General features: G+C 37.2%; 25 protein-coding genes. 12 read left to right on the forward strand and 13 right to left on the reverse strand.

The window, feature by feature from the left end; translation table 11 throughout:
* Positions 1-172: 172 nt before the first annotated feature.
* The 4 genes from pgl (at position 173) to IQ247_RS18820 (ending at position 2,888) form a co-directional block, all read left to right on the forward strand.
* Positions 173-895 carry a 6-phosphogluconolactonase gene (gene pgl, locus IQ247_RS18805; protein ID WP_193922627.1) on the forward strand — a complete coding sequence of 241 codons (723 nt, stop codon included), beginning with the start codon at positions 173-175 and terminating at the stop codon, positions 893-895.
* A gap of 305 nt (positions 896-1,200) precedes the next feature.
* A complete protein-coding gene (locus IQ247_RS18810; protein ID WP_193922653.1) occupies positions 1,201-2,082 on the forward strand; it encodes a double zinc ribbon and FHA domain-containing protein in 882 nt (293 codons plus the stop codon).
* A 326-nt stretch (positions 2,083-2,408) separates the two neighbouring features.
* Positions 2,409-2,633 carry a hypothetical protein gene (locus IQ247_RS18815; protein ID WP_193922628.1) on the forward strand — a complete coding sequence of 75 codons (225 nt, stop codon included), beginning with the start codon at positions 2,409-2,411 and terminating at the stop codon, positions 2,631-2,633.
* 108 nt (positions 2,634-2,741) lie between these two features.
* Complete coding sequence (locus tag IQ247_RS18820; RefSeq protein ID WP_193922629.1) at positions 2,742-2,888, forward strand: hypothetical protein; 147 nt, start codon at positions 2,742-2,744, stop codon at positions 2,886-2,888.
* Positions 2,889-3,270: 382 nt separating this feature from the next.
* On the opposite strand, the gene IQ247_RS18825 is transcribed toward IQ247_RS18820, so the two are convergent.
* Complete coding sequence (locus tag IQ247_RS18825) at positions 3,271-4,176, reverse strand: hypothetical protein (RefSeq protein ID WP_228059859.1); 906 nt, start codon at positions 4,174-4,176, stop codon at positions 3,271-3,273.
* A 67-nt stretch (positions 4,177-4,243) separates the two neighbouring features.
* Here IQ247_RS18825 and IQ247_RS18830 point away from each other — a divergent pair, with 67 nt between their 5' ends.
* Positions 4,244-4,597, forward strand: coding sequence for a hypothetical protein (locus tag IQ247_RS18830; RefSeq protein WP_228059860.1), 354 nt, complete (start codon positions 4,244-4,246; stop codon positions 4,595-4,597).
* Between the two features lie 170 nt (positions 4,598-4,767).
* Here the strand turns inward: IQ247_RS18830 and IQ247_RS18835 are convergent, their stop codons facing one another.
* From IQ247_RS18835 to IQ247_RS18845, 3 genes are all read right to left on the reverse strand, one after another.
* Positions 4,768-5,088 carry an ArsR/SmtB family transcription factor gene (locus IQ247_RS18835; protein WP_193922631.1) on the reverse strand — a complete coding sequence of 107 codons (321 nt, stop codon included), beginning with the start codon at positions 5,086-5,088 and terminating at the stop codon, positions 4,768-4,770.
* Positions 5,089-5,160: 72 nt separating this feature from the next.
* A complete protein-coding gene (locus tag IQ247_RS18840; protein WP_193922632.1) occupies positions 5,161-6,039 on the reverse strand; it encodes a ComEC/Rec2 family competence protein in 879 nt (292 codons plus the stop codon).
* A 349-nt stretch (positions 6,040-6,388) separates the two neighbouring features.
* A complete protein-coding gene (locus tag IQ247_RS18845) occupies positions 6,389-6,811 on the reverse strand; it encodes a hypothetical protein (protein WP_193922633.1) in 423 nt (140 codons plus the stop codon).
* A 267-nt stretch (positions 6,812-7,078) separates the two neighbouring features.
* Here IQ247_RS18845 and IQ247_RS18850 point away from each other — a divergent pair, with 267 nt between their 5' ends.
* The 5 genes from IQ247_RS18850 (at position 7,079) to IQ247_RS18870 (ending at position 11,552) form a co-directional block, all read left to right on the forward strand.
* Positions 7,079-7,378 carry a sodium-independent anion transporter gene (locus IQ247_RS18850; protein WP_322745529.1) on the forward strand — a complete coding sequence of 100 codons (300 nt, stop codon included), beginning with the start codon at positions 7,079-7,081 and terminating at the stop codon, positions 7,376-7,378.
* A gap of 311 nt (positions 7,379-7,689) precedes the next feature.
* A complete protein-coding gene (locus tag IQ247_RS18855) occupies positions 7,690-8,082 on the forward strand; it encodes a response regulator (RefSeq protein WP_193922634.1) in 393 nt (130 codons plus the stop codon).
* Between the two features lie 154 nt (positions 8,083-8,236).
* A complete protein-coding gene (locus tag IQ247_RS18860) occupies positions 8,237-8,821 on the forward strand; it encodes a carbonic anhydrase (protein ID WP_193922635.1) in 585 nt (194 codons plus the stop codon).
* Positions 8,822-9,166: 345 nt separating this feature from the next.
* A complete protein-coding gene (locus IQ247_RS18865; protein WP_193922636.1) occupies positions 9,167-9,973 on the forward strand; it encodes a MinD/ParA family ATP-binding protein in 807 nt (268 codons plus the stop codon).
* Between the two features lie 166 nt (positions 9,974-10,139).
* Positions 10,140-11,552: an AAA-like domain-containing protein gene (locus IQ247_RS18870; RefSeq protein ID WP_228059862.1), complete on the forward strand. Its 1,413-nt coding sequence runs from the start codon at positions 10,140-10,142 to the stop codon at positions 11,550-11,552.
* 42 nt (positions 11,553-11,594) lie between these two features.
* Here IQ247_RS18870 and IQ247_RS18875 read toward each other — a convergent pair whose 3' ends face one another.
* The 3 genes from IQ247_RS18875 to IQ247_RS18885 all read right to left on the reverse strand — a co-directional run bounded on the left by IQ247_RS18875 (position 11,595) and on the right by IQ247_RS18885 (position 17,697).
* Complete coding sequence (locus IQ247_RS18875) at positions 11,595-12,902, reverse strand: MFS transporter (RefSeq protein ID WP_228059863.1); 1,308 nt, start codon at positions 12,900-12,902, stop codon at positions 11,595-11,597.
* A 2-nt stretch (positions 12,903-12,904) separates the two neighbouring features.
* Complete coding sequence (locus IQ247_RS18880) at positions 12,905-13,165, reverse strand: thioesterase domain-containing protein (protein ID WP_193922637.1); 261 nt, start codon at positions 13,163-13,165, stop codon at positions 12,905-12,907.
* 134 nt (positions 13,166-13,299) lie between these two features.
* Positions 13,300-17,697, reverse strand: coding sequence for a non-ribosomal peptide synthetase (locus IQ247_RS18885; protein ID WP_193922638.1), 4,398 nt, complete (start codon positions 17,695-17,697; stop codon positions 13,300-13,302).
* 75 nt (positions 17,698-17,772) lie between these two features.
* Between IQ247_RS18885 and IQ247_RS18890 the strand changes: the two genes are divergently transcribed.
* Complete coding sequence (locus IQ247_RS18890) at positions 17,773-18,411, forward strand: N-acetylmuramoyl-L-alanine amidase family protein (protein WP_193922639.1); 639 nt, start codon at positions 17,773-17,775, stop codon at positions 18,409-18,411.
* A 22-nt stretch (positions 18,412-18,433) separates the two neighbouring features.
* Here IQ247_RS18890 and IQ247_RS18895 read toward each other — a convergent pair whose 3' ends face one another.
* Complete coding sequence (locus IQ247_RS18895; protein ID WP_193922640.1) at positions 18,434-19,369, reverse strand: pyridoxamine 5'-phosphate oxidase family protein; 936 nt, start codon at positions 19,367-19,369, stop codon at positions 18,434-18,436.
* 219 nt (positions 19,370-19,588) lie between these two features.
* On the opposite strand from IQ247_RS18895, the gene IQ247_RS18900 reads away from it, so the two are divergent.
* The gene (locus tag IQ247_RS18900) at positions 19,589-23,179 is read left to right on the forward strand and encodes a WD40 domain-containing protein (protein WP_193922641.1); all 3,591 of its coding nucleotides are present in this window, start codon (positions 19,589-19,591) and stop codon (positions 23,177-23,179) included.
* Positions 23,180-23,298: 119 nt separating this feature from the next.
* On the opposite strand, the gene IQ247_RS18905 is transcribed toward IQ247_RS18900, so the two are convergent.
* From IQ247_RS18905 to IQ247_RS18925, 5 genes are all read right to left on the reverse strand, one after another.
* Complete coding sequence (locus IQ247_RS18905; RefSeq protein ID WP_193922642.1) at positions 23,299-23,841, reverse strand: hypothetical protein; 543 nt, start codon at positions 23,839-23,841, stop codon at positions 23,299-23,301.
* A 251-nt stretch (positions 23,842-24,092) separates the two neighbouring features.
* Positions 24,093-24,746 (reverse strand): peroxiredoxin-like family protein, encoded by a 654-nt coding sequence (locus IQ247_RS18910; RefSeq protein ID WP_193922643.1) that lies wholly within the window; start codon positions 24,744-24,746, stop codon positions 24,093-24,095.
* A 44-nt stretch (positions 24,747-24,790) separates the two neighbouring features.
* Positions 24,791-25,132: a thioredoxin family protein gene (locus IQ247_RS18915; RefSeq protein ID WP_193922644.1), complete on the reverse strand. Its 342-nt coding sequence runs from the start codon at positions 25,130-25,132 to the stop codon at positions 24,791-24,793.
* A gap of 119 nt (positions 25,133-25,251) precedes the next feature.
* Entirely contained in the window at positions 25,252-26,103 is an 852-nt protein-coding gene (locus tag IQ247_RS18920; protein ID WP_193922645.1) for a cytochrome c biogenesis CcdA family protein, read from the reverse strand.
* Between the two features lie 33 nt (positions 26,104-26,136).
* Positions 26,137-26,751, reverse strand: a complete 615-nt coding sequence (locus IQ247_RS18925; RefSeq protein WP_193922647.1) for a TlpA family protein disulfide reductase — start codon at positions 26,749-26,751, stop codon at positions 26,137-26,139.
* Between the last annotated feature and the right edge of the window lie 149 nt (positions 26,752-26,900).

The following is a 26,900-nucleotide window of genomic DNA, read 5'->3' on the forward strand; positions in this document are numbered from 1 at the left end:
GGGTGATGGGGTGATGGGGTGAATAACTAATTACCAATTACCAATTACCAATTACCAATTACCAATTCCCAATTACCAATTCCCATTCTTAAAAGTTTCACAAAGTAAATGCACTATTCCGATATCGGCGGTATGGTTATCCCAGAAGTGAGTTAGATTGTGAAGGAAGCTAATGAACAAAAAAGTAGAAGTATTGCCGGATAAGAATGCGTTGGTTGAACGAGCGCTTCTTTTGATTTTGTCCAAAGTTGAACCATCGATTCAACAACGGGGACGTTTCACTATTGCCTTGTCTGGTGGTAGTACTCCCAAACCGCTGTATGAAGCCTTGAGCCAAAAAAAACTGCCTTGGGATAAAATTCATGTATTATGGGGTGATGAACGTTATGTTGCACCAGACCATCCTGATAGTAATCAATTAATGGCGCGTAATGCCTGGCTGGATAAAGTTGATATTCCCGCAGAAAACATTCACGCAATGCCTACCGATGCAGCCGAACCCTCACAAGCTGCACAACAGTACGAACAACATTTACAGGAATTGTTTAATTCCTCTCAAGGCGAATTTCCCGCGATTGATGTGATTTTACTGGGAATGGGCGATGATGCTCATACTGCATCTTTATTTCCCAACACCGAAGCATTGAAAGTTACTGATAAGCTGATTACAGTAGGCAACAAAGATAGTTCTGTACGTCTTACTTTTACTTATCCATTTATTAACGCCGCTGAATGTGTCATATTCTTGGTTTCTGGTGAAAATAAAAGACCAGCTTTAGCTCAAGTTTTCGCACCCACAGCATCAGAAACTATCTACCCTTCTCGTTTAATTCAACCCCAAAAAGAACTTTGGTGGCTTTTAGATGAGGCTGCTGGTGCGGAAATCAAAATTTAACGGCGAAATTGTAAGTAATTGTTAAAATCAAAAGCGACAGAAAATTTGAGATTTGAGATTTGAGATTTTGGATTGAATTACGAATGATTTCAAGCCCTTAGTTTTAAGTAGGTGATAAATCTAAATATATCCTACGGACACACAGCGAGCGAACATTAATCTAAAATATTTAAGCTCCGAGGAAAGCGATTCATGGGAACAATCCAAAATTCAAAATCCAAAATCCAAAATTCAAAATTGACTGACAGATGCTCGTCTGCTTGCCAGCACTATTTTACGATGAACTTGAGAAAAGGTTTAATTCCATGATTGTTTGCCCTAACTGCAATCATCCCAATCCAGATGGCGCTGTCCAATGCGAAGCTTGCTATACCCCCCTACCGGCAACTACTAGCTGTCCGGGCTGTGGGGCAACCGTGCAAGCAGATGCGGCTTTTTGCGGGCAGTGTGGTTACAATTTACGCTCCTCTCCTTCCGGAATCGAGCCAACTGTTGCTCCTGAAAGTCCAATAGAAGTACCGCCTTTGGGCAACCTGCCAAATTTGAATCCTATAGAAGCTTCTTCTTTACCACCAACAGCAGTTTCTTCTCCTCCGGGATTTGAACCACCAACAACGTCCTCCGAACCCGAAAGCGGAGAACAAGAAATACCAACTCCACCTCCAGCAGTAACACCACCTCCCGTTAATGTTGTTGAAGCTGCACCTGCGACGGTAGAGGAAGAGGAAGAGGAAGAGAATAGTTCTTTTTTCCCAGATTTAACAATCGAACCCGAACCCGAACCCGAAGCTACACCCGCACCCGCACCCGCACCGATACCCGTAACAAGTCCTTCTCCTTCTAGGACTCAATTACAGCAGGTCAGCGCTCGTTTGGTTCACGTTAAAACTGATACACAAATTGAACTACCGCAAAATCTTTCTGTAATTCATATTGGTAAAGCAAATGACCGAGTTCCCCCGGATATTGATGTTTCGGGATTGGAAAATTCGGAAGTTGTTTCGCGAATTCATGCTGATATTCGAGTAGAAGGAGATGCTTACTATATCGAAGACGTAGGAAGTTCCAATGGTACCTACGTTAACGGAATGTCCCTGCTACCGGGCAATCGTCACCGTTTGCGACCGGGAGATAAAGTAAGTATGGGTAAAGGAGATTTGGTAAGTTTCTTGTTCCAAATCTCTTGATATTTAGTCGTATTTACTGCTATTAATTACGTGTTTTCACTTTAAAAAGCTTTGACATTTTTTCTCAGCCAGCAAATTTGGAATTAGAGAAAAAGTCAAAAATGAGAAGTGATATTGCATAGATTTACTCCCAAATAAACTTTAACCCCTCTCTTGATGATTAGAGAGGGGTTTTGAATTTTTTATAACTGTTGTTTCGTATTAGAAATATTTATGCTAAGTATTTCCGAAATTATCAATAGCATTTAGTATAGAAATACTTGAGTAATATAAGTAGTTTTGCTAGTATTAGTTTATTGTTTTTTTAAGTATATTCACTAAGTGAAATGAATAAATCAGTCACTGCTTTTACTCTATTAATGCTGACAAGTTTCATGTCGATCGCACCCACGATTGCACAGGCTGGAACTTATAAGGGAAAGTGCTTCAACCAGCTTGAACGAGATATGGATAGCTGTAGCGTGACTATTGATAATAGCAATATTCGTGTAACAATGAATTCGGATAGCAATCAAACAGCTAATCAAGTAATTCCAGGAAGTTCTGTTTAAAAAGTTGAACGAAGCAAATCAGCAAAACGTCTGGGCAAAACTGCGATTTGGACTACTCTTGCATTTGGTCCTTTAGGTTTATTGCCATTAGCTTTCAAAAAGAAGCAGATGACATATGTTGTTGAGTACAATAATGGTAGTAAAGTCGAGGGAGCTGTTTTTACTATTCAGCGTAGTCAAGCACCTTTAGCTGATATTGACTTTACTAATCTTGGTAAAAAGGTTGTAGATTTAGACGCTATTATACAAGAATAATTTATAGTTTGTGTTGTAGGTTGGGTGGAACATTGTGAAACCCAACATCACGACATAATCAAGTAAAACGAATAAGTAAGTAGGCACAAATAAATATTATTCTGCAACAGAATATAAGCCCTTCTCAAGGACTTATTTCTAATCCCGAACGAACTACTCCCTTGTCATAACTATAAATTTTTCTACCCACCTACTTAATCGATCGCAATACTCATCAGATAGACGCGACTGGCGAGATACTTGGCGATTGCTTTGCAGAAAAACCCAATTCAAAAGCAAAAAAGCCTACCACAAGGCAGGCTTTTCTTTAATAGTTCAAGGATTAATGTAGTATATTTTTACCTACACAACGTGAAAACTAGCTTTGACAATTCCCAAACAATTAAAAATGATAAGAAGCACCAATAGAAATAACAGGATAAACACCAATTCCATTGATGTCATCTTCTATCTTCTTTCTCTCCGCTTCAATATCGCTCTGAATTTGTTGACGGGTTGTGTCATCAACACTTGGATCGATATCAGCACTCAAATCGAAGTTAGGAGAACCTGTAAACATCACACCTAAATTCAGCGAGAAAGCAAAGCGATTTCCTGGTTTCACAGCGTTACCCCAACCAATACCGAGGTATGGCGCAACTTTGTTAGGCAAGGAAACTTTCGCATCTACTGATTTTATTTGGTCGGTTGTGTAAGTATTCCCGTTATATTCGTATTGATTACCGTCGGATTTCGCACTTCCAGAAACATTATTATTGTTGAATACCAAGCCTCCGGTTAAACGAAAACCAGATTTTTTAAAAGGATGGTAATCAACTAAAGTCGAAACGTTAAACAGATTCAAGTCAGCTTCATATTTGACATCTTCTTCTTCAAAATCTGCACCATATTTAAAAGCGTTTAAACCGACTCTTGCATTAACATTCGGTGAAACTGACTTTGTTACCGATGCTCCTATACCTGTAGTACCAATTTCCGGAGTTATACCCCAACCGCTTGTTTTAGCTTTTTTGGTTTCTTCTTCCACAGGTTGAGATGCTTCTACTTCTCCCTCTGCTTCTTCTGATGATTTTTTATCAATACAAGCTGAATTTAAGGGATAGTCTTTACAGAATTGAACTGGATCTACACTTCTTTGAGCAATTAAGTTGTCAGATAAGTCCATTTCGGGAGCTAAATCAGCAGCACTGTAGGAAATAGCTTCTACTTCCTGCTGAATTTCTGTAGCACTGGTTTGTTGATCGACTGCTTCTGTTGGTACTTCAGTCGCAAACGCTTTTAGAGTCACGGAATTTGCTACCATTGCAGCAGGCGTACAAGCACAAACGCGATCGCTCGATAATCAAGTTCCAAGAATGGTAGAAGCATTACGATTGGCTGCACCTAAAACAGGTTCTGCTAATGATGGATTATACAGCGAATGGCAAGTTAAACCAGAAACTTTGAAAGGTTGGTCAAAATTTTGTCTGAAAAAAGAAGTTTCACCAACAGAGTTTGAAAATAATTCTCAATTAGCTCGTCAAATTGTTAGTTGTATCGTACAACGAGAATTAAAAGGACAATTGCAAGCTAATAATAATAATGAAACACAAGCTGTGCTTGGTACTGCTTGTTGGTGGATGACTGGTCAGTACAAAGGCTGCAATAGTGGTTTTACTGCTGATTATGTAAAAAAAGTTTTGGGTTATTATCAGAAACCGAGTACTTAATACGAAGGAAGAAGGAAGAAGGAAGAAGGATATTTTGGATACTCTATGGGGATTTAAACGCCCGGACGCATTTCATACAACCTATGACTCAGGGGACTTTAACCCCGAAGCGAGGAGAAGTTATGAAGTAGTCTCCCCCTCTTCCCTCTTCCGATGCGATCAAAGTGAGTTTAATCGAGTTTTTCCAAAGTATTCCGTACTTCGACTAGGTGATTGTTAAACACCTCTAAAGCTGCATCGAGAATTTTGAAAATAGCTGGATCTCGTATAGAGTAAAAAACGTAATTTCCCTGTTTGCGGCTGATTAGCAAATTGCGACTCCGCAACACACCCAATTGTTGAGACACAGAAGAAGCTTCCAACTCTAACCATTGAGCAATGTCATTGACATTTTTTTCTCCTGTTCGTAATGTATCAAGGATCTGAATCCGCACCGGATTGGATAATACTTTGAAAAGATCCGCTTTGAAATGACTCTGTTTAAATACCATCTAAATATTATTGTAGCTTCAAACTTTTTTAGGTACTTTAACATTTATATACCATACCGACAATGACTAAGATTAGAAGTATCTTGAGAAACTATTTGAATTCTGGGATCTGTTTTTATTTAAAATTATTTTAGAGGTAGTTATTTGTACTTTATTTGCCGCAAGTTTAGAAATAGTAATGTTTCCATGCTCGCGGGTAGTTAATAATTTCTGCTTGTCACTTAATGTTTTAAAGCCTTGACTATGACTTATATACTTATTTTTAGTTTCTGATTTAATCGGCTGATTTAGATTATTAGAAATAATCACTAGTTCCGGCTTACAATAATCAAAAACTTCTGGACAATAGCCGCTTTCTTGTCCGTGATTAGATGCTACAAAAAAATTGACGCGCCGCAAATGTTCTTGAAATGATGCATTTTCTAAAAGAGAATACCAACCTCTTTGTGTCAAATTACTAGGAAAAATTATGTCAATATCAAAATAATGTACAAAGGTAACTAAGCTCAAACTATTGTAATCTAAAAAATCTGGATAATTATTAGAAAAAAAACTCAAGCTGATGTTCCCAACTCTGTGATTAACAATTTTGGCTCGATAAGAATCACTGATTAATCTCAAAAAATTTATTCTTGTTTCTCTGGTATTATTCCGAATTCCTATTTCTGGCAAATTACTAGCATTTAATGAGGGATTTTTAATCAAAATTTTTGTAGGAAATTGGCTTTGTACATCCTTGCCCATCAGGTACGGCAAATCGGCTATGTTCTCGTCGCTCAGATGAGAAATAATCACGTGTTCTAATCCAAACAAACTACTATTCATAATATAGTTTGTCGGACGAAATCCTGTTCGCTCATTGTAGCCACAGTCAATAAGTGCTGCATGATTATTGTCAGCAATAATTAAGGCGCAGAAACCAGAATCTACATCAAAAATTTTAATTTCCATTTTCTATTCTTCGATGAAAAATATTCAGTAGATAGCAGGACTTACGATATTGTCACAAATGGTTGATGGTGCGTGACGCTACAAACCTTATTACTACGTTCAAATTAACTCAAAGCGTCACACAACGGCAATAATGCGGTCGTGTTCATCCACACCGCTTCAACCGCCTCCCCTACAAGAAAAATGTGCCAGTTGCGTAAGTCCTAGATAGATATAAATAAATTCAGCATTCACAAGGGTTGCTCTAAGTGATACATCGCTCAATACAAACTAAAATTTGTTTGGATGTTTCCAGAAATGTTTACCTACTTACTGGATGCAATTAAAATTACAGGGGTAAATTCTGACTCTAATCCAAAAACCCGATCAGATTTTCAGAATCTTTCACAGTATTTGCAGCGACTGGACGATTCCTCATCACCCCATCAGTTTGAGAAACTATTAACGAACTAGAACCAATTGGACGTATTCCAGACTGGTTAATAGTGCTAACAATATCTATTGTATGAACGCCGATGGGACGAATACCCATGATATTCATCGTCTTCACAACTTTGAGTTTGCTAGCACCAATCGGACGTATCCCTGCACAGCGAAATGTCTTAACAACTTCTATGTCTTTGATAATCGGACTAAGTTCGGAATTTGCTGGTGTTTGCAGAATTTCCAGCTTATTTGACGATTCTACTGATGATATTGGCATCATACCAATACTTTTACCATCAGCCACACGCCTGGACTGTTCGCTCTTATCCTGTTGTTGTACTTTCACTGTAGTTTTCTGCGGGACTAACCCGAAAAGGTGAGCTTGAGAGTTATTTATCTAACTTGCTGAAGCATAGCATAAGTGTTAAACTATCTGCAATACTTTGAAGGTAGAGAGATATTAATATGCTCTTTGAGCCTAGTTACTTCAAGGCAGACTTTTTCAAGGTTCTGTCCAACCCTGTGCGGATTCAAATATTGGATACTCTGCGAGAGGGTGAACAAAACGTGAATTATATTGCCCTTTGTTACCTTCCTCCGCGATGAACCGGAAGTGAAGTATTTAATTTTGCGGTTACGGTTTGTGCCAAATATGGACACGACTGGATTAGTAGCCTTAGAAGATATTTACCACGACTTAAAACGGCATAATTGCCGCTTAATTCTCACAGGTTTACAACCGGAAGTCAAACAAATATTAGAACGTTCAGGGTTTTTACAAACAATTGGGTTATCAAATTGTTTTGAAACAACCACAGATGCGATTTGTTCTATCAGTCCTCAGATTGCAGGATGTTCTGAAACTGTAACAGATGATTTGAAAACAAAAGAATTAATGAAGTTAAATGATTGACAATAATGGTTTATGTGATTAAATTTCAATGTTTGTAGTTGGGATGCCCGCCCTTGATTTGAGCGATAAATCGCAACTACGAACCTATCAAAACTAATGAAATGAACTACTACTTTACTCTCAGCAAAGCATAATAGATATTTCTAATCATCAATAAAGTCTCATACTTTGTCCCATTTTAATTAGGATGTGTGATTTTATTATCCAATCAAATTAAACAAATTTAATTGATTAAATCACCACCCTTTGATAAGCATCAATATCAATTGGATTGTCCTATTACGAAGAAATAACTCAAACCAAAGAAAATCATGAAGAATATCCTAGTTATTGAAGACGATATAAATTTTCGTCATCTTTTATGTCAATTTTTGAGAAATAATAATTTTCAGGTAATTGAAGCCAACAATATTTTCATGGGTTCACATTTAGCTAATGAACAGTACCCAGATTTAATTGTTTATTCATTAGAGATAGTTGAAGAAATCGGCTATCAAAAATTTCAAAAAATACATGGAGATTCAACAATTTTTGAAATGCCTTTGATATTTTTAACAAAACATACAGATATTTCTTATTCGTTCAAAAAAAATAATCAAATAGGTGCAGGTATTTTATTGCAAAAGACAGTAGGATTCAATCGGATTTTGAAAATAATTCAGACTGAATTAAACAAAAAAATTCCCGATTTTTATGTTCATTAAAAATCCCACTTTAAATAAGTGGAAGAAAATTCAAACCCAAGCTAAAAAATGGTATGATTTTTATCAATCATAACTCCTGTACTTCTTAGAAGTTCCCTGTTCCCTCAACCCTATTTTCAAGCTAGAGTTTCAGCAGTCAATCTACGAATAAAAAATGAAGAACACTATCAATCAATCGAAGACTGATCAATGTGTTTGTTGTCATCCCTCGCCTAGTCGTCGTCATTTCCTTAAATCCTTCCTTCCTGGAGCAGTAGCATTTAGTATTTTACAATCAACAGCACCTGCCAAAGCGGAAACTCATCAAGCAAAAGCTTTAGTTCTGAGTTGTATTGATTTTCGATTTTTGACAGCAGAAAGTGATTTTTTAGGGAGGAAACATTTAGGTGGTGAATATGATTGGACAGCCTTAGCTGGTGCTTCCTTGGCTGTCAGAGGATTTCCTCATCCATCTGATGCCGAAGCATTTTGGGACCAGTTGGATCTATCCTATCGACTACATCATATTAACAAAGTGATTGTCATCGACCATCAAGACTGTGGCGCTTATGCAACTATGATTGACCCTGATTTAAGTAAAAACCCGGAGAGAGAATTGCAAATACATACAGAATATTTACATCAAGCTTATCGTTCAATTCGCGATCGCTATCCAAATATTGAAGTAGAGCTTTATTTTGCGACTCTTAACAAAGCCGAATTTCAACGGATTTTATCTGTAAGTAGGGTAGCGGTTTGATTTATCGCTTGAGTAGATGTATTCTTGTGGGGTGGACATCCCTGTGCGCCCGAATTTCACCCAATCCACAAACAAAAACTTCCAGTTGCCTTAAAAATTCCTTTCAAAGTTCAATACTTACCATAAATAAATATTTTTGTCAAGACCAGTTTCTCAATCCATCAGCACCGTAAAACTGATCTTTCGTCAAGTAGTGCGATCGCGCCATACTAATCAACTAGCTAGTGGTTCATATCTTGAGTGATGGGGAGTTTTGAGATAGGGGGAGTTACAGGAAATAAAAATTCCGATTTTTTAGAGAAAGAAATGGACTACTAGGGGTTGAAGTTCTCGAATCTAAAAATTATGTCTAAAATTATCTCGATTCACTCCTTCCGGGGTGGAACTGGAAAATCAAACCTCATCGCTAATTTAGCAGTATTAATTGCACTTCAAGGTAAACGGGTAGCAATTGTTGATACTGACTTACAATCACCCGGTATTCATGCTCTATTTAATCTTGATGTTAATAATCTTAATGGTCATAATGCTCAGAAAACATTAAATGACTATTTATGGAATAATTGTTCCATTGTTGATACAGCCTATGATGTTAGTTCTTATCTAGAAATTCCCAGTCAAGGAAAAGTTTTTTTAATTCCCGCGAGTTTGAATCCGGAAGAAATTACAAAAATCCTCAGTGAAGGTTACAATGTAACGTTGCTTAATAGTGGATTTCAACAACTAATTCAAGAACTACAATTAGATTATTTATTTATTGATACCCATCCAGGTTTAAATAAAGAAACCTTACTTTCTCTAGCAATTTCCCACAGAATATTAATAATTTTACGTACCGACAGCCAAGACTTTCAAGGAACTGCTGTCACCATGAATATAGCTCGTCAATTGCAACTAGAAAATATCCTCATGGTTATTAATAAAATACCAAGTCAGATTGATATTCATGGACTGCAAAAACAAATAGAACAAAAATATCATGTACCAGTTGCAGGTGTTTTACCATTTTTAGAAGATATGGCAATATTAGGTAGTACGGGACTATTTTGTTTACAGTATCCCGACCATTATTTTACTCAAAAATTAAAGCAAGTTGCTGAGGAAACAATACAAGATTTTCAACTTATACGAAAAGTGGAAAGTTTAACTTGAATAGACTTATTAACTTATACTGACAACGCTCATAGAAGTCGGGTTTTCCAGAATTAATATCTGTAATACAAGAGAAACTTGATAAAAACCTGACTTTTTACCTGACGAAAAATATAGGTTTCACAGCTTTTATTGTAATTAACTTATCCCCAGTTAAATTAATCTCATGATGGAAACCAATCTGACAGAAGAAACGATTAATTTTGAATCCGCACTTAAATTAGTAGATGCAGCGGTATTTCGGAAAACCCAGAGACATCTCAAAAATATTGAAGTAGTTGTCCTCAAGGGAGCATTACTAGGTCAAAAGTATGACAAAATCGCCGATAATTGTGGTTACGCTCCTGAATATATTAAACATGATGTCGGACCAAAACTGTGGCAATTACTTTCCTTAAGTTTGGGTGAAAAAGTTGGTAAAAATAATTTAATGGCTGTGTTGACACAGCGAACATTTGCAGAAGCAAATATTGGTGTAAATGCAGAGGAAAATCCAGAAAATCCTTCCAAAGCTACCTCTATATCAACTAACAGTAACCAAACCGCAGAATTAGAAGCACCAGTCGGACTCATACCTTTAGAATCCAGCTTATACATAGAACGGCACGGCGTAGAATCTCGTTGTTATGAAGAAATTAGCAGAGCGGGAGCATTAATTCGCATTAAAGCACCTAGTCAAATGGGTAAAACCTCCTTAATGGTGAGAATTTTAGCCCACGCAAAACAACAGCATCAAATTAACACAGTTGCACTCAGTTTACAAAGAGCAGAGCGTTGTATTTTTAGCGATTTAGATAAATTTTTGCGCTGGTTTTGCACTTCCATAACTCGCAAATTACACTTACCCTATCGAATCGAAGATTACTGGAGTGATACATTTGGTAGCAAAAGCAATTGTACAGCTTATTTTGAAGACTGTTTACTACCAAATATTAATGGTGCTTTAGTACTAGCATTAGATGATATTGACGAGGTATTTTTACATCCCGAAATTGCCGATGATTTCTTTACTTTACTCCGTTCCTGGTATGAAGAAGCAGCCTATGGAGATAGCGGTAATCCCCTGTGGCAAAATCTCCGCTTAATTATCGTCCATTCCACAGAAGTGTATATACCTTTAGATATTAATAAATCTCCCTTTAACGTCGGTTTAGCAATTGAATTACAACCATTTACACCAGAACAAATAATTAATTTACAAACACGTTATGGGCTATCTTTATCAGAAAATGAATTGTCAGAATTAATACAACTTGTTACAGGACATCCCTACTTAATTCAACAAGCTTTATATCATTTAGCATCTCAAACTTTGACATTTACACAGTTAATAAAAACAGCCCCAACAGACGCAGGAATTTATTATCATCACCTCCATCGACACTTAGGAAATTTACAAGAACATCCCCAATTAGCAGCCGCATATACAGAAGTAATTAAATCACCCATACCTGTAGAATTAGAACAATTCTGTGCATTTAAACTCCATAGCATGGGTTTAGTAAAACTGCACGGCAATCAGGTAATATCCAGTTGTGAACTCTATCGTCAGTACTTTCAGGAACGTGTTGAACTGTAAACTTATCTAGTATCGTATTGATGAAAACTCTGCCAAATCAGATCACGTTACATCGGGTAATTCTTTTTCTACTTTTCTCAACGGGGGATAATAATATCCAAAAATTTTAATCAACATAATAATTAATCCCATCAAAATAAACATTAATCCAATGCCTCTTCCTGTACCAATACCTATGATTTTTCCCATAGTTTCAGCTAGCAAACCGTTAGCAGACATTAAGGGTTCAAAAATATTATCAGCAAGGGGTCCAGCGACTAAATAAGCGATAGGAAAAGATATCCCCGTAACTCCCCCAATTAATGCAAATACTCTACCTTGAACATCATGGGAAACTTTCTTTTGAAAGATAAATCGGGTCGAACTGTTGATAATTGGCCAAGTAAAAAAGAATAAAAATGCTGCTAAGGCTGAGAGGATGACAGAAGTTTTTAATCCTGCTGCTAAGATTGATAATCCCCCTAAAAATTGAAAGATAAATATACTATTAATCTTTGATTTTGGTCCTCGATGAATAATAATTAATAGGCTACTCAGCAACATCCCAATTCCACCGATGGACATGATACTTCCTAAAGCTGTTGGGGAAGCAAAGGATAATACTAATGGGGTGATTAATACTTGAACTACTCCTAAGCCTAAGTCAGTGACGGCAGAGAATATGAGTAATCCGAGTAATCCCTTTCTTTTGAACACGTATTTACAACCATAGATAATCTCTGTGAATAATGAGCTATGATCTATTTTTTTAGTTATAGCTTTTTTCTCATTTGGAAATTGAATACTAATGAGAATTAAGAAGGAGAAAATAAAGCTAAGAAAGTCAATCAAGATGATACCTTGTAGCCGGATATTTATGATTAAAACACCAGCTAAGACAGGTGAAATTAGTTGAGGTAAAGCTTCTCCTAATTCAATCATGCCATTCGCACGACTTAATAATTGTTTGGGAACTATCAGAATGGTAGCAGCATTATAAGCTGGCCATTGAAAGGAACTAAAACTAGCACTGGTAATTGTCACTAAATATATATGCCAAATTTCTAGATGATTGGTGATTAGTAGTACAAATAACAATAATGTACTGACACCTGCACCAGAATCAGCAATAATCATTACCCAGCGACGTTGCCAACGATCTACCACAGCACCAGCTACAGGAGAAATAATAATCCGGGGAATGGTTGCAAATAAAGAGATTAGGGCAAATTGTGTTACTGAACCTGTATGTTGATATACCCACACACCCAAGGCAAAATTGGTTAATCCAGAACCAGTTAGGGAAGCTACTTGTCCCAACCATATAAGTATAAAAATTTGCATTCCTCTCGTAGTTAGGGGTTGAATCATTGTTATGCAACTCCCACGATTTCAACTTGATTGATACAAACTTTTAGCTTTTCAGCTAATACTTGAACGTGGGGTGTGTTGAGCATGGTGTGATGATTTCCAGGAACTATGTGGATTTCCACTGGTTGAGAAGTAACTTTGTTCCAACCCCATGTTATATCTGTGGGAATAAAAGTATCTTCTGTGTCATCTTCTTTGGCTTGGAAAAGTGCAATTCGCAGGGGATAAATATCTGCTGCTAAACAATTAAATGAATAATTCATTCCCGCTTGGACATTAGCATCAAAAACTTGAATTAAATCCTGTACTTGCTCAGTTGTACTGTCGTTAAATTGTTCTTGAAGGTAATTTAATTGTTCATCAAAATTAAGTTTTTTCCAAGCCTGATAATCAACTTCTAATTTTTTGCCCGATAGACGTTTGCTTGTTTAACTTGGGGATGGGTATTGATAACGGATTCAATTTCTCCCAATTCGATTCGGAAACCACGAATTTTTACTTGGTTATCAATGCGTCCGACAAATTGAATGTTTCCATCTGCTAAATAACGTGCTAAATCTCCTGTTTTATACAATTTGGGAGACGTTATATATAACGTCTCTACATAATTAAATGGGTTATCAATGAATTTTTCTTGGGTTAATTCGGGACGATTTAAATAACTCCTAGCAACACCATTCCCACCGATATATAACTCACCGACAACACCTACAGGTACTGGTTGTAAATTCTTGTCTAAAATATAAACTTGGGTATTAGCAATTGGACAACCAATCGGTACACCACCAGTTTGATTTTCTACCTTTCGCAAATCCGGTTCATAAATTGTAGCTGTAATTGTCGCTTCCGTCGGACCGTAAGCATTGAGTAATTTGATATGTTGACCTATGTATTTCTGCCAGAGAGCAACTTTTTCCCATCTCACTTGTTCGCTACCGACAACCACCAATCGTAAACAGTTTGGGAGAAAATACTCAGATTGAGATAAATCTAAAACCCATTCATGCCAAAATGCAGCAGGTAAATTTAATACCGTTAACTCCTGCGATTTAATAAATTCCACCAAGTCTGTAAAAGTAGCAAACATTTCTTGGGGACGTAATACTACTGTTGCACCACTTAACCAAGAAGGGAAGATTTCTTCAATTGCAACATCAAAACTCAAAGCTGCAAATTGTAGGACTTTATCTTGAGAGGTGAGATGAAATCGATGTGCGATCGCGTTACTATGATTAACTAAATTATGGTGGGTGACTAGTACTCCTTTGGGTTTTCCGGTAGAACCGGAGGTGTAAATTACATATCCCAGGTTGTTTGGTTGGACATTGGATAAGATATTGTTTGTACTATAATTAGCAATTTCTTCTTCTTGTTTATCTACACAGATGATTTTGAGTTCATGGGTAGGTAATTGGGTGAGGAGATTCTCAGTTGTTAATAAAATGGACACTCCAGAATCCGACAAAATATAATCTAAACGTTCTTGGGGATAGCTAGGATCGAGGAGTACATAAGCACCACCTGCTTTGAGAATTGCTAATAGTCCTACCATCATTTCTAAGCAACGATTTATGCAAATTCCCACTAATGTTTCTGGTTTTACTCCTAATGTTTGTAGATGGTATGCTAGTTGGTTTGCACGCTGATTTAATTCTTGGTAGGTTAATTGTTGATTTTCAAATACAACTGCGATCGCATTTGGTGTTTTTTCAACTTGTTCCTCAAATAATTGATGGATACATTTATCTTGGGGATATTCAGTTTGAGTATCATTCCATTCTACTAATAGTTGATGATGTTGGGATTGGTTAAGTAAAGGTAGATTAGCCAGAGATTGTTGCGGATTCGTGACTGTTGCTGTTAACAATGTTTGGAAAAGTTCCAGGAAGCGATGAATAGTGCTGTCATCAAATAAATCGGTATTGTAGTCAAAATCAAAAACTAATTCCCCATCTATTTCGCTGACATTGAGACAAATATCATGGTCTACAAAACTTAGAGTTTGAGGTAATAAACTGGTTTCAACTCCAAACATTGTTGGCACAGCTAAAGGCCGATTCAAGTTAAATATGGCTGTCACCAAAGGAGATATTTTTTGATTTCTGGATATTTTGAGCTTTTCAATTAACCTTGCAAACGGATAATCTTGGTGAGTGTAAGCATTTAACAATTCAGTTTTCGTTGCTTGTAAATGTTGGGAGAAATTGTAATTCTGATCAATGTAACTTCTAATTGGTAATAGATGAGAACAGTAACCGACAATATTTTCACTACCTTTAAATCTTCCCGCAGATGGAACACCAACCACAATATCTTCTTGACCTGTTAATCTGTACAGTAATGTTGTATATACAGATAGCAAAGTCATTAATAAAGTGCAATTATTCTCTTTACTAAACTGCTTGATATTCTGAAATAAATTAGTATCAAGCTGAAGAGTTTGCCGATTTGCTTTGTAAGTTTTAATTGCTGGACGGGGACGGTCTGTAGGTAAATCTAAAATCGAATTTTCAGTTTTGAATTTTTCTAACCAATAGGACTCATACAGTTGCATTTCTGATGTTTGAACTTGTTGTTCTTGCCACTGAATATATTCTCTAAATTGCATAGATGGCTTGAGTCGAGTATCAAAATTCTGACATTCTGCTGAATAGAAAGTAGCCAATTCTTGCAGAATTATACCCATTGACCAACCATCAATAATAATATGATGGGCAGTGAAAACAAGTAGGTGATACTTGGACGTTAATTTCAGGATATAAAAGCGACATAAAGGAGCTTGATTTAAATCAAAAACAGTTAAACTTTCCTTTTTAAACCACCTATCTAATTGAGATTGACGTTCTTCTGGATGGAGATAGGAAAAATTAATTACAGGAATTTCAACTTCCAAATTAGGCAAGATATACTGAAAATCACCTTCATTACTAATACTTGTCCGCAAAGCTTCATGACGATTTACTAAACTTTGTACCGCTTGACGCATTGCTGCTAATTGAAACTCACCCTTGAATTCTGCGGTAGCTGAAACATTATAAGCTAAGGAACCATCATCCCCCATGTTGCCTAAAATCCAAAGTTGTTTTTGTGCCTCAGAAAGGGTTATTTTTAATTGTTCTTCTCTTTCTTCTTCTACTTTGTGTACTTTGCGTCCTCTGCGGTTTGTTTCTCTTAAATTAGACTCTAAAGATTGATTTTGATTAATATAATTTGCCAAAGCATCAAGAGTAGTTAACTCTTCAAATAACTGCCGAAGTTCAAGATTAATACCAAAGCAATTTTCCACAGCCTCAGCAGCTTCAGCTAATACCAAAGAATCAGCACCCATTGCCATCAAAGATTGATTAATATCAACCTCGGCAAAATCTATTTTTAATAAACTCGCAAAAATATGACGTAGTTTGACTTGAATTTTCTCTAACTCTGGAGATATTTTAATTACTTCTTTATCCTGTTTCTTGTTTGTTATCTCCTGCTTTAAAGCATCCATATCTGCCAATAAATTGCGAAACTCAGATTTACGATCAGGACTCTTACTCCAATCCCAAACAAGATTTAAATCCCCAGCCAGAAAACCAGCCCGACAAGCACGACGGCGAATTTTACCACTAGAAGTTTTGGGAATACTTCCGGTTTTTAAAAGTAGGATAGTATGAACTTGTAATTCATGTTCTTCCCCAACAGCCTGTAAAATATTTTTCGCGATCGCATCACCATCTAGCTTTCGTAAATACTCACGTTCTACCTCACAAGTAACTACCAAATGTTCCTGTCCATTAATATCCACTGAAAATGCTGCACTCGCACTTTCTTTAACAGCAATATGACTTGTTTCTACAGTTAATTCAATATCCTGGGGATAATAATTCCGTCCGCGAATAATAATTAAATCTTTCAATCTACCAGTTACAAATAATTCCCCATTCTGCAAAAAACCTAAATCACCACTCCGTAAAAAAGAACCTTCTTGAGTATCTGCCAAATAAGCCGAGAAAGTAGCTTGAGTTTCTTCTACTTTTCGCCAATATCCTTGAGCAACACTTGCTCCTCTAATCCAAATTTCTCCAACTTCATCATCAGAACAACGTTGTAATGTTTCCGGATGAACAATTACAATCTGATGATTTTCAATATTGTTACCAGAACTAACAAAAGTCTGAGCATAATTAGTTTTTGTAGACGCTGGAATCACACGATTTTCTAACAATCCTTTACCATCAACACTTGTTAGTATCGGTGCATCTTTTTTCACACCACCAGTAACAATTAAAGTACTTTCAGCCATCCCATAACAAGGATAAAAACTACTAGCACGAAAACCACAACTTGCAAACGTCTCTGCAAACTTAGTTAGAGTTTCAGCACGAATTGGTTCCGCACCATTAAAAGCAACTTCCCAACTACTTAAATCAAGGGTTTCTCGTTGTTCAGGTGTAATTTTACGCACACATAGGTCATAAGCAAAATTTGGTCCACCACTGGTAGTAGCTTTGTAGCGAGAAATAGCTTCTAACCACTGAAAAGGCTTTTGTAAAAAATCCACAGGTGACATCAGTGCAACCGGAAAACCACCGTAAAGAGGTTGGAGAATTCCACCAATTAATCCCATATCATGATAAGGAGGTAGCCAAATCACACCTTGACTGTGGGATGAATGAGCAAAACACTGATGAATTGCAGCTAAATTGGCTAACAGGTTGCCGTGGCTAACCATAACACCTTTTGGCATCCCCGTAGAACCAGAGGTGTATTGCAGAAAAGCGAGGGAATCACGATTTATCTGTAATGGTTGCAATCTCTAATCTCGATAGTTTTGCTTGATCTATTGCAATGTAAAATGATCTTGATCAAATAGGAGTGTATATAATAAGTGAAACCAATTTTAGGTTTAGCCATCAGTTCCATATTCATTTGTTCACCAGCTTCTGCAATTGTTCAATTACAACCCTTATCTGGTGTCAAGATTTTAGTTAATCCAGGACACGGAGGGCAAGAAACTGGTGCGGCTGGTCCAACAGGATATTTAGCTAAAGATGTCAGCTTGAGTGTATCTAAGTTGCTCCGCGATCAACTGGTGTTAAGAGGTGCGATAGTGGTGATGACGCGAGAAGATGACATAGAATTAAGTTTATCCGATCGCCAAGCCATGATTGATCGAGAAGAACCAACCATCGCTATAACTATACATTACACAGCAGTACCCGACGACGGAGATGCCGAGAATAGCAAGGGTATTAGAACTTTTTGGTATCATTCCCAAGCTCATAGTCTAGCCGTTTTTCTGCATAATTATCTAGTTAACCAGCTAGGACGTTCATCAATGGGGGTGTTTTGGAATAATTTGGCTTTAACTCGTCCCTCTACAGCACCATCAGTGGTAATGGAACTGGGTTTTATGACCAATCCTGAAGAATTTGAATGGATAGCTAATACCGACGAACAAAAAAAATTAGCGCGAGTCTTGGCAGATGCTATTGTTGAGTGGTTTCAGAATCAAATCACTCCATAATCATAACTTGAGATGAGATAGCTTATCCCGGATTAACTGGCGAATATTCCCCAAATTGCCAACGTAAACGAGTCGCATTTTGAGTTTCTAATACCTGCTTAATCTCAAACTCAACTAAACGCTCTGCTCCAGCAAATTCACTTAATCTTTCTGCATCCCAAATCACTTTTGCTTTTCCTGTTAATTGCAATATATCACCTGCTTGAAAGTCTATAAATAATAAACCTGCATGGGAATTTACAAGCAAGTTACCAAAGGTTTGAAACATATTATTTCCTGAATAATCAGGAAACAGTAATTTGTTACTATTTAAAATTCTTACAAATCCCGGAAATCCTCCTCGATGAGAAGCATCTGCACCACTTTCGGGATGAAAACTAGCAATAAAAAAAGTATCCGATTGAGCTATCCAAAATTGATTTTTTTCGTTTAAAGCATCTCTGGTAACAGTTTCAGCTTGTTCTAATGAATCATTTACAGTTTTTTCTATATGACGGATTTGAATATATTTAGGACAGTTGAAAAATGCTTGTTTAATGTCTACTTTTATATTTGTTGAACTGAGCCGCCCATCAGTACAGGTACCGCTAATCTCTGCTTTGCCATTGAAACGCGATCGCCTGCGATTTGCCAAGTCAATCACTAATAAACCAATATCTTGGTTGTTTTCCAAGTTTTGATACAGTGGAATGGTAGATTTAGAACAGCCATCAATTTGTACATTAATGTGTAAGGTCTGCTGGTTGAGAACTTGGATAAAACCAGGTTCTCCTGTTAATAAAGATGCCCAAACTTGACTATGTATATCTACTGTACTAGCAATTGCTAATTGTTGTGTGCGAAGAAATTCCTGTGCTGCTGGTTTGATCAAATTACTGATTACACTACACAGTTTTTGTGCTTCTTCACGCACTCCCGCTTGGTTTTGGACTGCGATTTCTCCAGAATGGAAAGACATTGGGATTTGGAATTTGGAATTGTTTGAATATCAATTACTTAATACTATTTTCAAGTTTTGCTGACATCACCTGAGATGCTCAAGATCAGTTTTGCGATCGCAAATACCCATAAAACTGATCTAGGCAAATTTTTATGAATATGCTATTGCAAATTAGATTAAAGTTCTGCAATATATACCTATAAGAAATATGTATATGTACAGGATGTATAGCAAATCGTGGCAACTCTCAAAGCTTCTCAACAGGGAATCACAGCGATTAAGCAAGCTAGAATTGCTCAGGGTTGGTCTGTCGATGATTTTCGCTGGTTAGAGTCAGCGAGTGAGATTTTGGGTGTTTCTTGGCAAGAAAATGGTGTTTTGGCAGTGGGAATTTCCGAGGGTACCTGGAAAAGATTTTTAGCAGGAAAAAACCCAATTAATGCTGATGCTTTTAAAGCTTATTGTCAGGTTTTGGGGTTGAATTGGCAAGAAGTTGGGGAAATTGCGGTAAAAAAAGAATTTTCTTCTTCCCACCCTCTCCCCCTCTCCCCTCTTATAGATTGGGGTGATGCTCCCGATGTATCATTTTTTTATGGTCGTCAAGCAGAAATACAGATAGTTAAGCAATGGGTTGTGCAAGAAAAATGTCGTTTAATAACCTTGTTGGGGATGGGTGGTATCGGTAAAACGACGCTTTGTGTCAAGGTAGCGCAACAAATTGTTGAAATGCAGGATTTTGCCTGTTTAATTTGGCGAAGTTTGCGTAATGCACCACCGATTGAAGATATTTTAGTTGAATTAATTCAGGTTTTTTCTAAACAGCAAGAAACGGTTTTACCTGTTACTTTATCAGGTCAAATTTCACTGTTATTAAAATATTTGCGTTCATCACCTTGTTTGTTGATTTTAGATAATGCTGAATCGATTTTACAACCAGGTGAACGCACTGGTAGTTATCAAGTGGGATATGAGGGATATAGTGAATTATTCCGATGTTTTGCAGAGACTTTCCATCAAAGTTGTTTGATTTTAACTTCACGAGAAAAACCCCAAGGTTTGGCAAAATATGAAGGAGAAAGTTTACCTGTACGTTCTTTACAATTAACAGGTTTAGCAGAAACGGAAGGGCGAGAATTATTTGGTCTTCAAGGTAAATTTAAGGCTTCAGAAGTACAATGGCAAGCTTTAATTTCTCGTTATGGTGGTAATCCTCTGGCTTTAAAAATTGTTGCCTCTTCTATTCACGATTTTTTTGATGGTGATGTTTGCCAATTTTTAGAAATTTCTCTGCAAAGTACGTTTATTTTTGATGATATTCGAGATTTACTTGACCAACAGTTCTATCGGCTCACAAAGTTAGAACAACAAATCATGTTTTGGGTTGCAATTAATCGTGAACCTGTTTCTTTATCTGAATTACAAACAGATTTTGTAATTAATGTTTCCCCACGTGAGTTATTAGAATCTCTTTCATCTTTGCAACGACGTTCTTTTATTCAACAATCTAAAGACGCAAAATTTCGCGTCTCTACCGTGTTTACTCAGCAACCTGTGGTGATGGAATATGTGATTAATCAAATCATTGAGAAAATCTGTGATGAAATAGTTAATCAAAAAATATATTTATTTGCGAGTCATGCTTTGATGAAAGCACAAGCTAAAGATTATGTGCGCGAAACTCAAATCAATCTAATTTTACAACCTATTATTAACCAATTGACTAATCAACTTGGTAGTTCAGAAAATATTTATTGTTATCTCAATCAAATTCTCTCAAGTTTCCGAGGAAAATCAGCCAAAGAAACGGGATATTTAGCTGGTAATTCTCTGAATTTATTACATCAAGCACAAGTTGATATTAGCGACTGTGATTTTTCTGGTTTAACATTATGGCAAGCATACCTACAAGGTGTACATTTACATGATGTCAATTTTTCTAATTCCGATTTATCTCGTTGTGTATTTACGGAAATTTTAGGCAATATTTTATCAGCTAATTTTAGTTCAAATGGAAAGCTTTTAGCAACTTGTGATACTGACTGTAATGTGCGGATTTGGGAAGTAAAAACAGGTAAATTACTATTAATTTGTCAAGGTCATAATAACTGGGTGCGCTTTGTAACTTTTAGTCCCAATGGAGACATTTTAGCGAGTTGTGGTGCCGATCATCAAATTAAATTATGGAATGTTCGCGATGGTATTTGCATTAAAACCCTAACTGGACATGATCATGAAATATTTTCTCTCGCTTTTAGTCCCAAGGGTAATATCTTAGCAAGTGCAAGCGGCGATCGCACAATCAAAATCTGGGATATTTACGACGGTAACTGTATCAAAACTCTTACTGGACATACAGATTGGGTGCGTTGTGTTACTTTTAGTCCCCAGGGAGAAATTTTAGCAAGTAGCGGTGCAGACCATAAAATTAAATTGTGGGATCTAGAAACGGGGGAATGTGTCCAAACCCTGAGTGAACATCAAAATTGGGTACGTTCCATTGCATTTAGTCCAGATAATCAAACTTTAGCAAGTGCAAGTGGCGATCGCACAATTAAAATCTGGAATTATCAGACAGGGGAATGCCTTAAAACCTATAGTGGACATACAAACAGCGTTTATTCTGTGGCTTTTAGTCCTGGGGGTGAGATACTTGTAAGCGGAAGTGGCGATCGCAGTGTGAAAATCTGGGATTGCAAGACTCATACTTGCATTAAAACTTTACATAAACAAACTAATGAAGTTTGCTGCGTTGCTGTAAGTCCCGATAATCAAACAATTGCTTGCGTCAGCTTAGACCAAACCATGCGATTATGGGATTATCATAGCGGGGAATGTTTAAAAACTTGGCAAGGAAATACGGATTGGGCATTGCCTGTAAAATATAGTCCAAATAATCAAATTTTAGCAAGTGGAAGTAATGACAAAACGATTAAATTATGGGATTGGCAAACAGGAAATTGTTTAAGAAGTTTACAAGGACATAGTGATTTTATTTATGGACTTGCTTTTAATCCAGAAGGACAAATTTTAGCCAGTGCGAGTACAGATTCTACTGTTAGATTATGGGCTGTAAATACAGGTAAATGTTTTCAAATATTACAAGGACATACAGATTGGGTTTATGCTGTAGAATTTCATCCCAACGGTGAAATTATAGCTAGTGCAAGTGCCGATTGTACAATAAAAATATGGGATTGGCATACAGGACAATCTTTCAATACTTTAACTGGTCATACTGATAAAATTTTGGGAATCACCTTTAGTCATGATGGTAAAATATTAGCAAGTGCTAGTGCTGACCAAACTGTGAGAATTTGGGATTGGCAAACGGGTAATTGTTTGAAAATTTTAAGCGCCCATGCAGACAGAATTTATGCAGTTATATTCAGTCAAGATGATCGGATTTTAGCAACTTGTAGTACAGACCAAACAATTAAACTTTGGCAATTCCCAACAGGAGAGTTTTTAAAAACCTTAACTGGGCATAAAAATTGGGTCTTTTCTATAGCTTTTAGCCCAGATATAAATACTCTTGCTAGCGCTTCCCATGACCAAACCGTGAGAATTTGGGATGTAAAAACAGGAGAATGTAAATACATTTGTGTGGGACATACACATTTAGTTTCTGCTATTACTTTTAGCCCAGGAGGTAAATTTATTGCTAGTGGTTCCCAAGACCAAACTGTGAGAATTTGGGATATCAATACGGGTGAATCTACCAGAATTTTGATTGCGAAAAGACTTTATGAAGGAATGAGAATTACTGGAGTTAAAGGATTAACAGATGCGACAATTTTAACGCTACAAGCTTTGGGTGCAGTGGTGTGAATATCAGTTTTTACTCTTGGTAAACATTCATTATAGAGACGCGACTAGGAGCTTGCAAGAAGCAGTAGCCTCTCTACACCTGCAAGGATTTTGTAATATTCAGTCTTAATTCCCCTTATTTACTTGATTTTTGGGAATGAACCCATCAGGTGAGTGAAAGTGACTTTGCCCAGTTCACCAGGCATTTGACCGTGTGTTTTATTATCTGCATGATAAGCAAGTGCCAACATTTGATAATTATTATTGTTAGGTACAGTGATAGTTGCAGTGGCGTTACCACGAGGATCTGCTCTGAACTCATTACTGGGTAAACCTCCTGCTGGTCCCATGTCCATTCCTACAAGTTTTTTATTCACCCACCAGAAGGTGTAAAGTCCGTTAGGTGCTAAACCACTGGCTTTGAGTGTCACCTGATAATTATTGGCATTGACGGGTGATATGGAAACCTCACCTTTAGCAGTCAGCCATTTTTCTTTAGTAAAACCTCTGGGAGTACCGTCATCAGCAGTAGCCATTAGCATTCCAGAGGTCTTTTGATTCTGTGCGATTAAAGTTGGGGAAATATTTTTGTTGTTGGTGTTTATCTGGTTTGCTCTGACAACAGGTAACACAACAGTAGATAAAGTTAGGGTAGATAGGCTAGCAATAATTAAACGTTTCATCTTCAGAACTCCTGATTGAATACTTTACTTGAGTCAAGGTTGACCTTTCTTATGGTTCAGATGGATCAACTGCAATATCCGTTAGAAAATAAATCCCAACTAGATACAAAGCATTTAGACCTATATGCTGTTTTGATTCTGTTTTGTATCTAGGCATCTAATCTGCTGCTAAATTTATCAAAATCCTTGATATTCTCGATCTTCTTTTTTGATTCGTGCGGAACCAAAAATAGCTACCCGATAATGGGGTTTCATAGGATTGCAATCTCCTTAAGAATTGTGACAATCTCTTCCGGATTTTGTCTTTGTGTATAATCAGGCTTAACAAAAGCATGGACAATTACACCATCAGTATTGACAACGTAAGTTGCTGGTATGGGTAACTCAAAGCTTTCATCCCCATTACTTGCAGGTAGATTAATGCCAAATCCTTGATAAATGGGACGAAGTGCTTCTGGAATGGTAAATACTAAGCCAAATTGACGGGCAACCTGATTACCAACATCACTTAATACTGCAAAAGTCAATTCATTTTTTTCCACTGTTGAAAGCGAGTTATCCGGGGTTTGGGGTGAAATTGCCACTAATGTACCCCCATAAGCCTTGATTTCCGGTAGTGCTTGCTGTAATGCTCGCAACTCCAAATTACAATAGGGACACCATCCTCCGCGATAAAAGGAAATCACGACTAAACTTGATTTGAGTAACTGGTAAATATCAACTAATTCACCGATCGCATTTGGTAAGGTAAAACTGGGTATAGTATCTCCTTCTTGGAGAGAATTATCGCTAATACCCGAATTGAGCAAATCGATGGCTGCTTGTTCCATCAGAACTTTGATTTCTTCTGGCATTTTTGATTCTATTTGCACTGCTAAATTGACTAAATCTTCAGTTAAATTCATAAACAACTCCTAATTATTTGAGGAATGAGAAAAATATAATCATCTTAGGCTCGGAGAATCTTTTCTACAGCTTCTGCATAGAGTTTTTTCGGCTTCAAACCAGGAATCTGAACAACCACTTTCTTCCCCTGAAGAAAGAATACAGTGGGAGCGCTCCGCACACCCAATTCCATCGCTAATTCTGGTTCTTCAGCCATATCGATTGTCACCATATGTATTTCACTACTATGTTCATTGACTAGTTGTTCAAGAATTGGGGTAAGGGTTTTGCAACTAGGGCAGTGAGGGGCGACAAATTTTACTAAAATTGGGTGAGGTGATTCTTGCTGCAACTGTTCTAAGGAATCTCGTCCTTGACTAAAAATTGAATTAGCTAATTCTGACATTGTTATTTCTCCTTTGATTTGGATTAAATTTGATTGAGATTGATACCAAGAATTTCTGGAAAAATCTTGATTGTTTGATTTATGGCGTTATGTTTTATATTCAACCTTGAGAAATCAACCTAGCTTCCCAAAAACCATTGAGTTCCTGTAAACAGGTAATACACACCAGTTAAAATCAGCGCGACGCTACCAAAACGGATAATTCCCTCAGAATGTTGCAACAACTTATTACTTTGTTTTGCCAATCCCGTAAATAAACTTGCCAGAAAAATCAACAGGGTATAACCCAAAGCATAACTAACCATTGTCAGCGTACCCAATACCTGGGAACCCGTAGCTGCTGCTGATGCTAACACCGCGAATAATACCGGACTCGCACAAGGAGAACTCACCAATGCAAAGGTCAAACCGACTCCATAAGGTCCTGCTTTCGGCAGATTGACATTCATCTGCGGTAGGGGAATATTTACAACTCCCATCAACCACAAACCCATCACAGCCATAATTAAGCCTACTATTATATTGATATAGCCCCGGTATTCCACCATTACTGCTCCCGCAAAGGAAGATACCAAGCCAAATAAACTGAGAATTGTCACCGCACCTAAAACAAACAAACCAGCTTTGGTGAAAGCATCCCAACGGGATTTGATTTTGAGTGTACCGATATAGCTGAGATTGACAGGTAAAAGGGCAAGAATACAAGGAGATACAGATGCGAGCGCACCACCTGCAAATGCCAATGGTAACAAGACAAAGGGATTGGCGGTATCTTGTTGATCGAACCATTGTTGGTAGCGGTTTTCGATAATGGAAATTAGCCGTTCTACTGGATGGCTGATTACAGGTCCGAGGGTGATAACTAGAATCAGTGATATTAACCCCAATCCACCATAAAACAGCCATTTTTTCGAGATTTTAGAACGTCGAGCAGGACTTGGCTCGGTGGATGATTGAGGTATTTGTTTCATAATAATTTCCCTTGAGCCATGAAGAGACAGGAGCTAATTTTGGGCTAAAGCAGTATCAAGAACTTTGGTGTAATCTGCCTTGTTAGGATTATTTTTAAACATCGTTAAAATATTGCCAGTTGCCGGGTCAACAATAGCTACTGTGCTAGTTTTACTCTTGTTTGCTTCCAGGAATTTACTTAGACCCAATTTTTCTGCTTGGGCTTGTGTCTCTTTCACTTTGGCTTGGTCAGTCACATCCAAGACGACAAAGTTAACCTTATCTGCATAATCCTGTTTCAGTTCTGATAGAGTCGGAGCAATATTTTTACAACCAGCACACCAAGTTGCAAATACATCTACTAAAACAGGTTTACCTTGAAGTTCTTGTGCAAGAGGTCCTCCCACAGAAGTTAATTTACCAGCACAGGGGTTTTTGGAATTATCTTTACCCGCGCAAGGGTTTTTAGCAGCACAGGGATTTTTGGAACTATCTTTACTAGCACAAGGATTTTTCCCAGCACAGGGATTTGCCTGAGCCACCTCCGTAGTCGATGATGCAGCTTGATTTTGAGAAATATTATCGGAATTTCCAGTGCTGCATGATACCATCAAAACCAAGCTACTTAAAGACAGTAGACCGAGCCAAAATTTAGTATGTTGGTACATTTTCCTTTTTATCCTCTCCTGAAATTTGTATTGTCAGATGCTGGAATAATGGTTGGATGAAATTGGGAATTCCAATTGCACCTATTCAATAAGACGAGTGAGGAACGGAATTGGATTTAATTAAAATAATTTCATCCGAAATGAAGTTG

The organism is Plectonema cf. radiosum LEGE 06105 (assembly GCF_015207665.1).
In the GTDB taxonomy this organism is placed as follows: Bacteria; Cyanobacteriota; Cyanobacteriia; order Cyanobacteriales; family Nostocaceae; genus Rivularia; species Rivularia radiosa_A.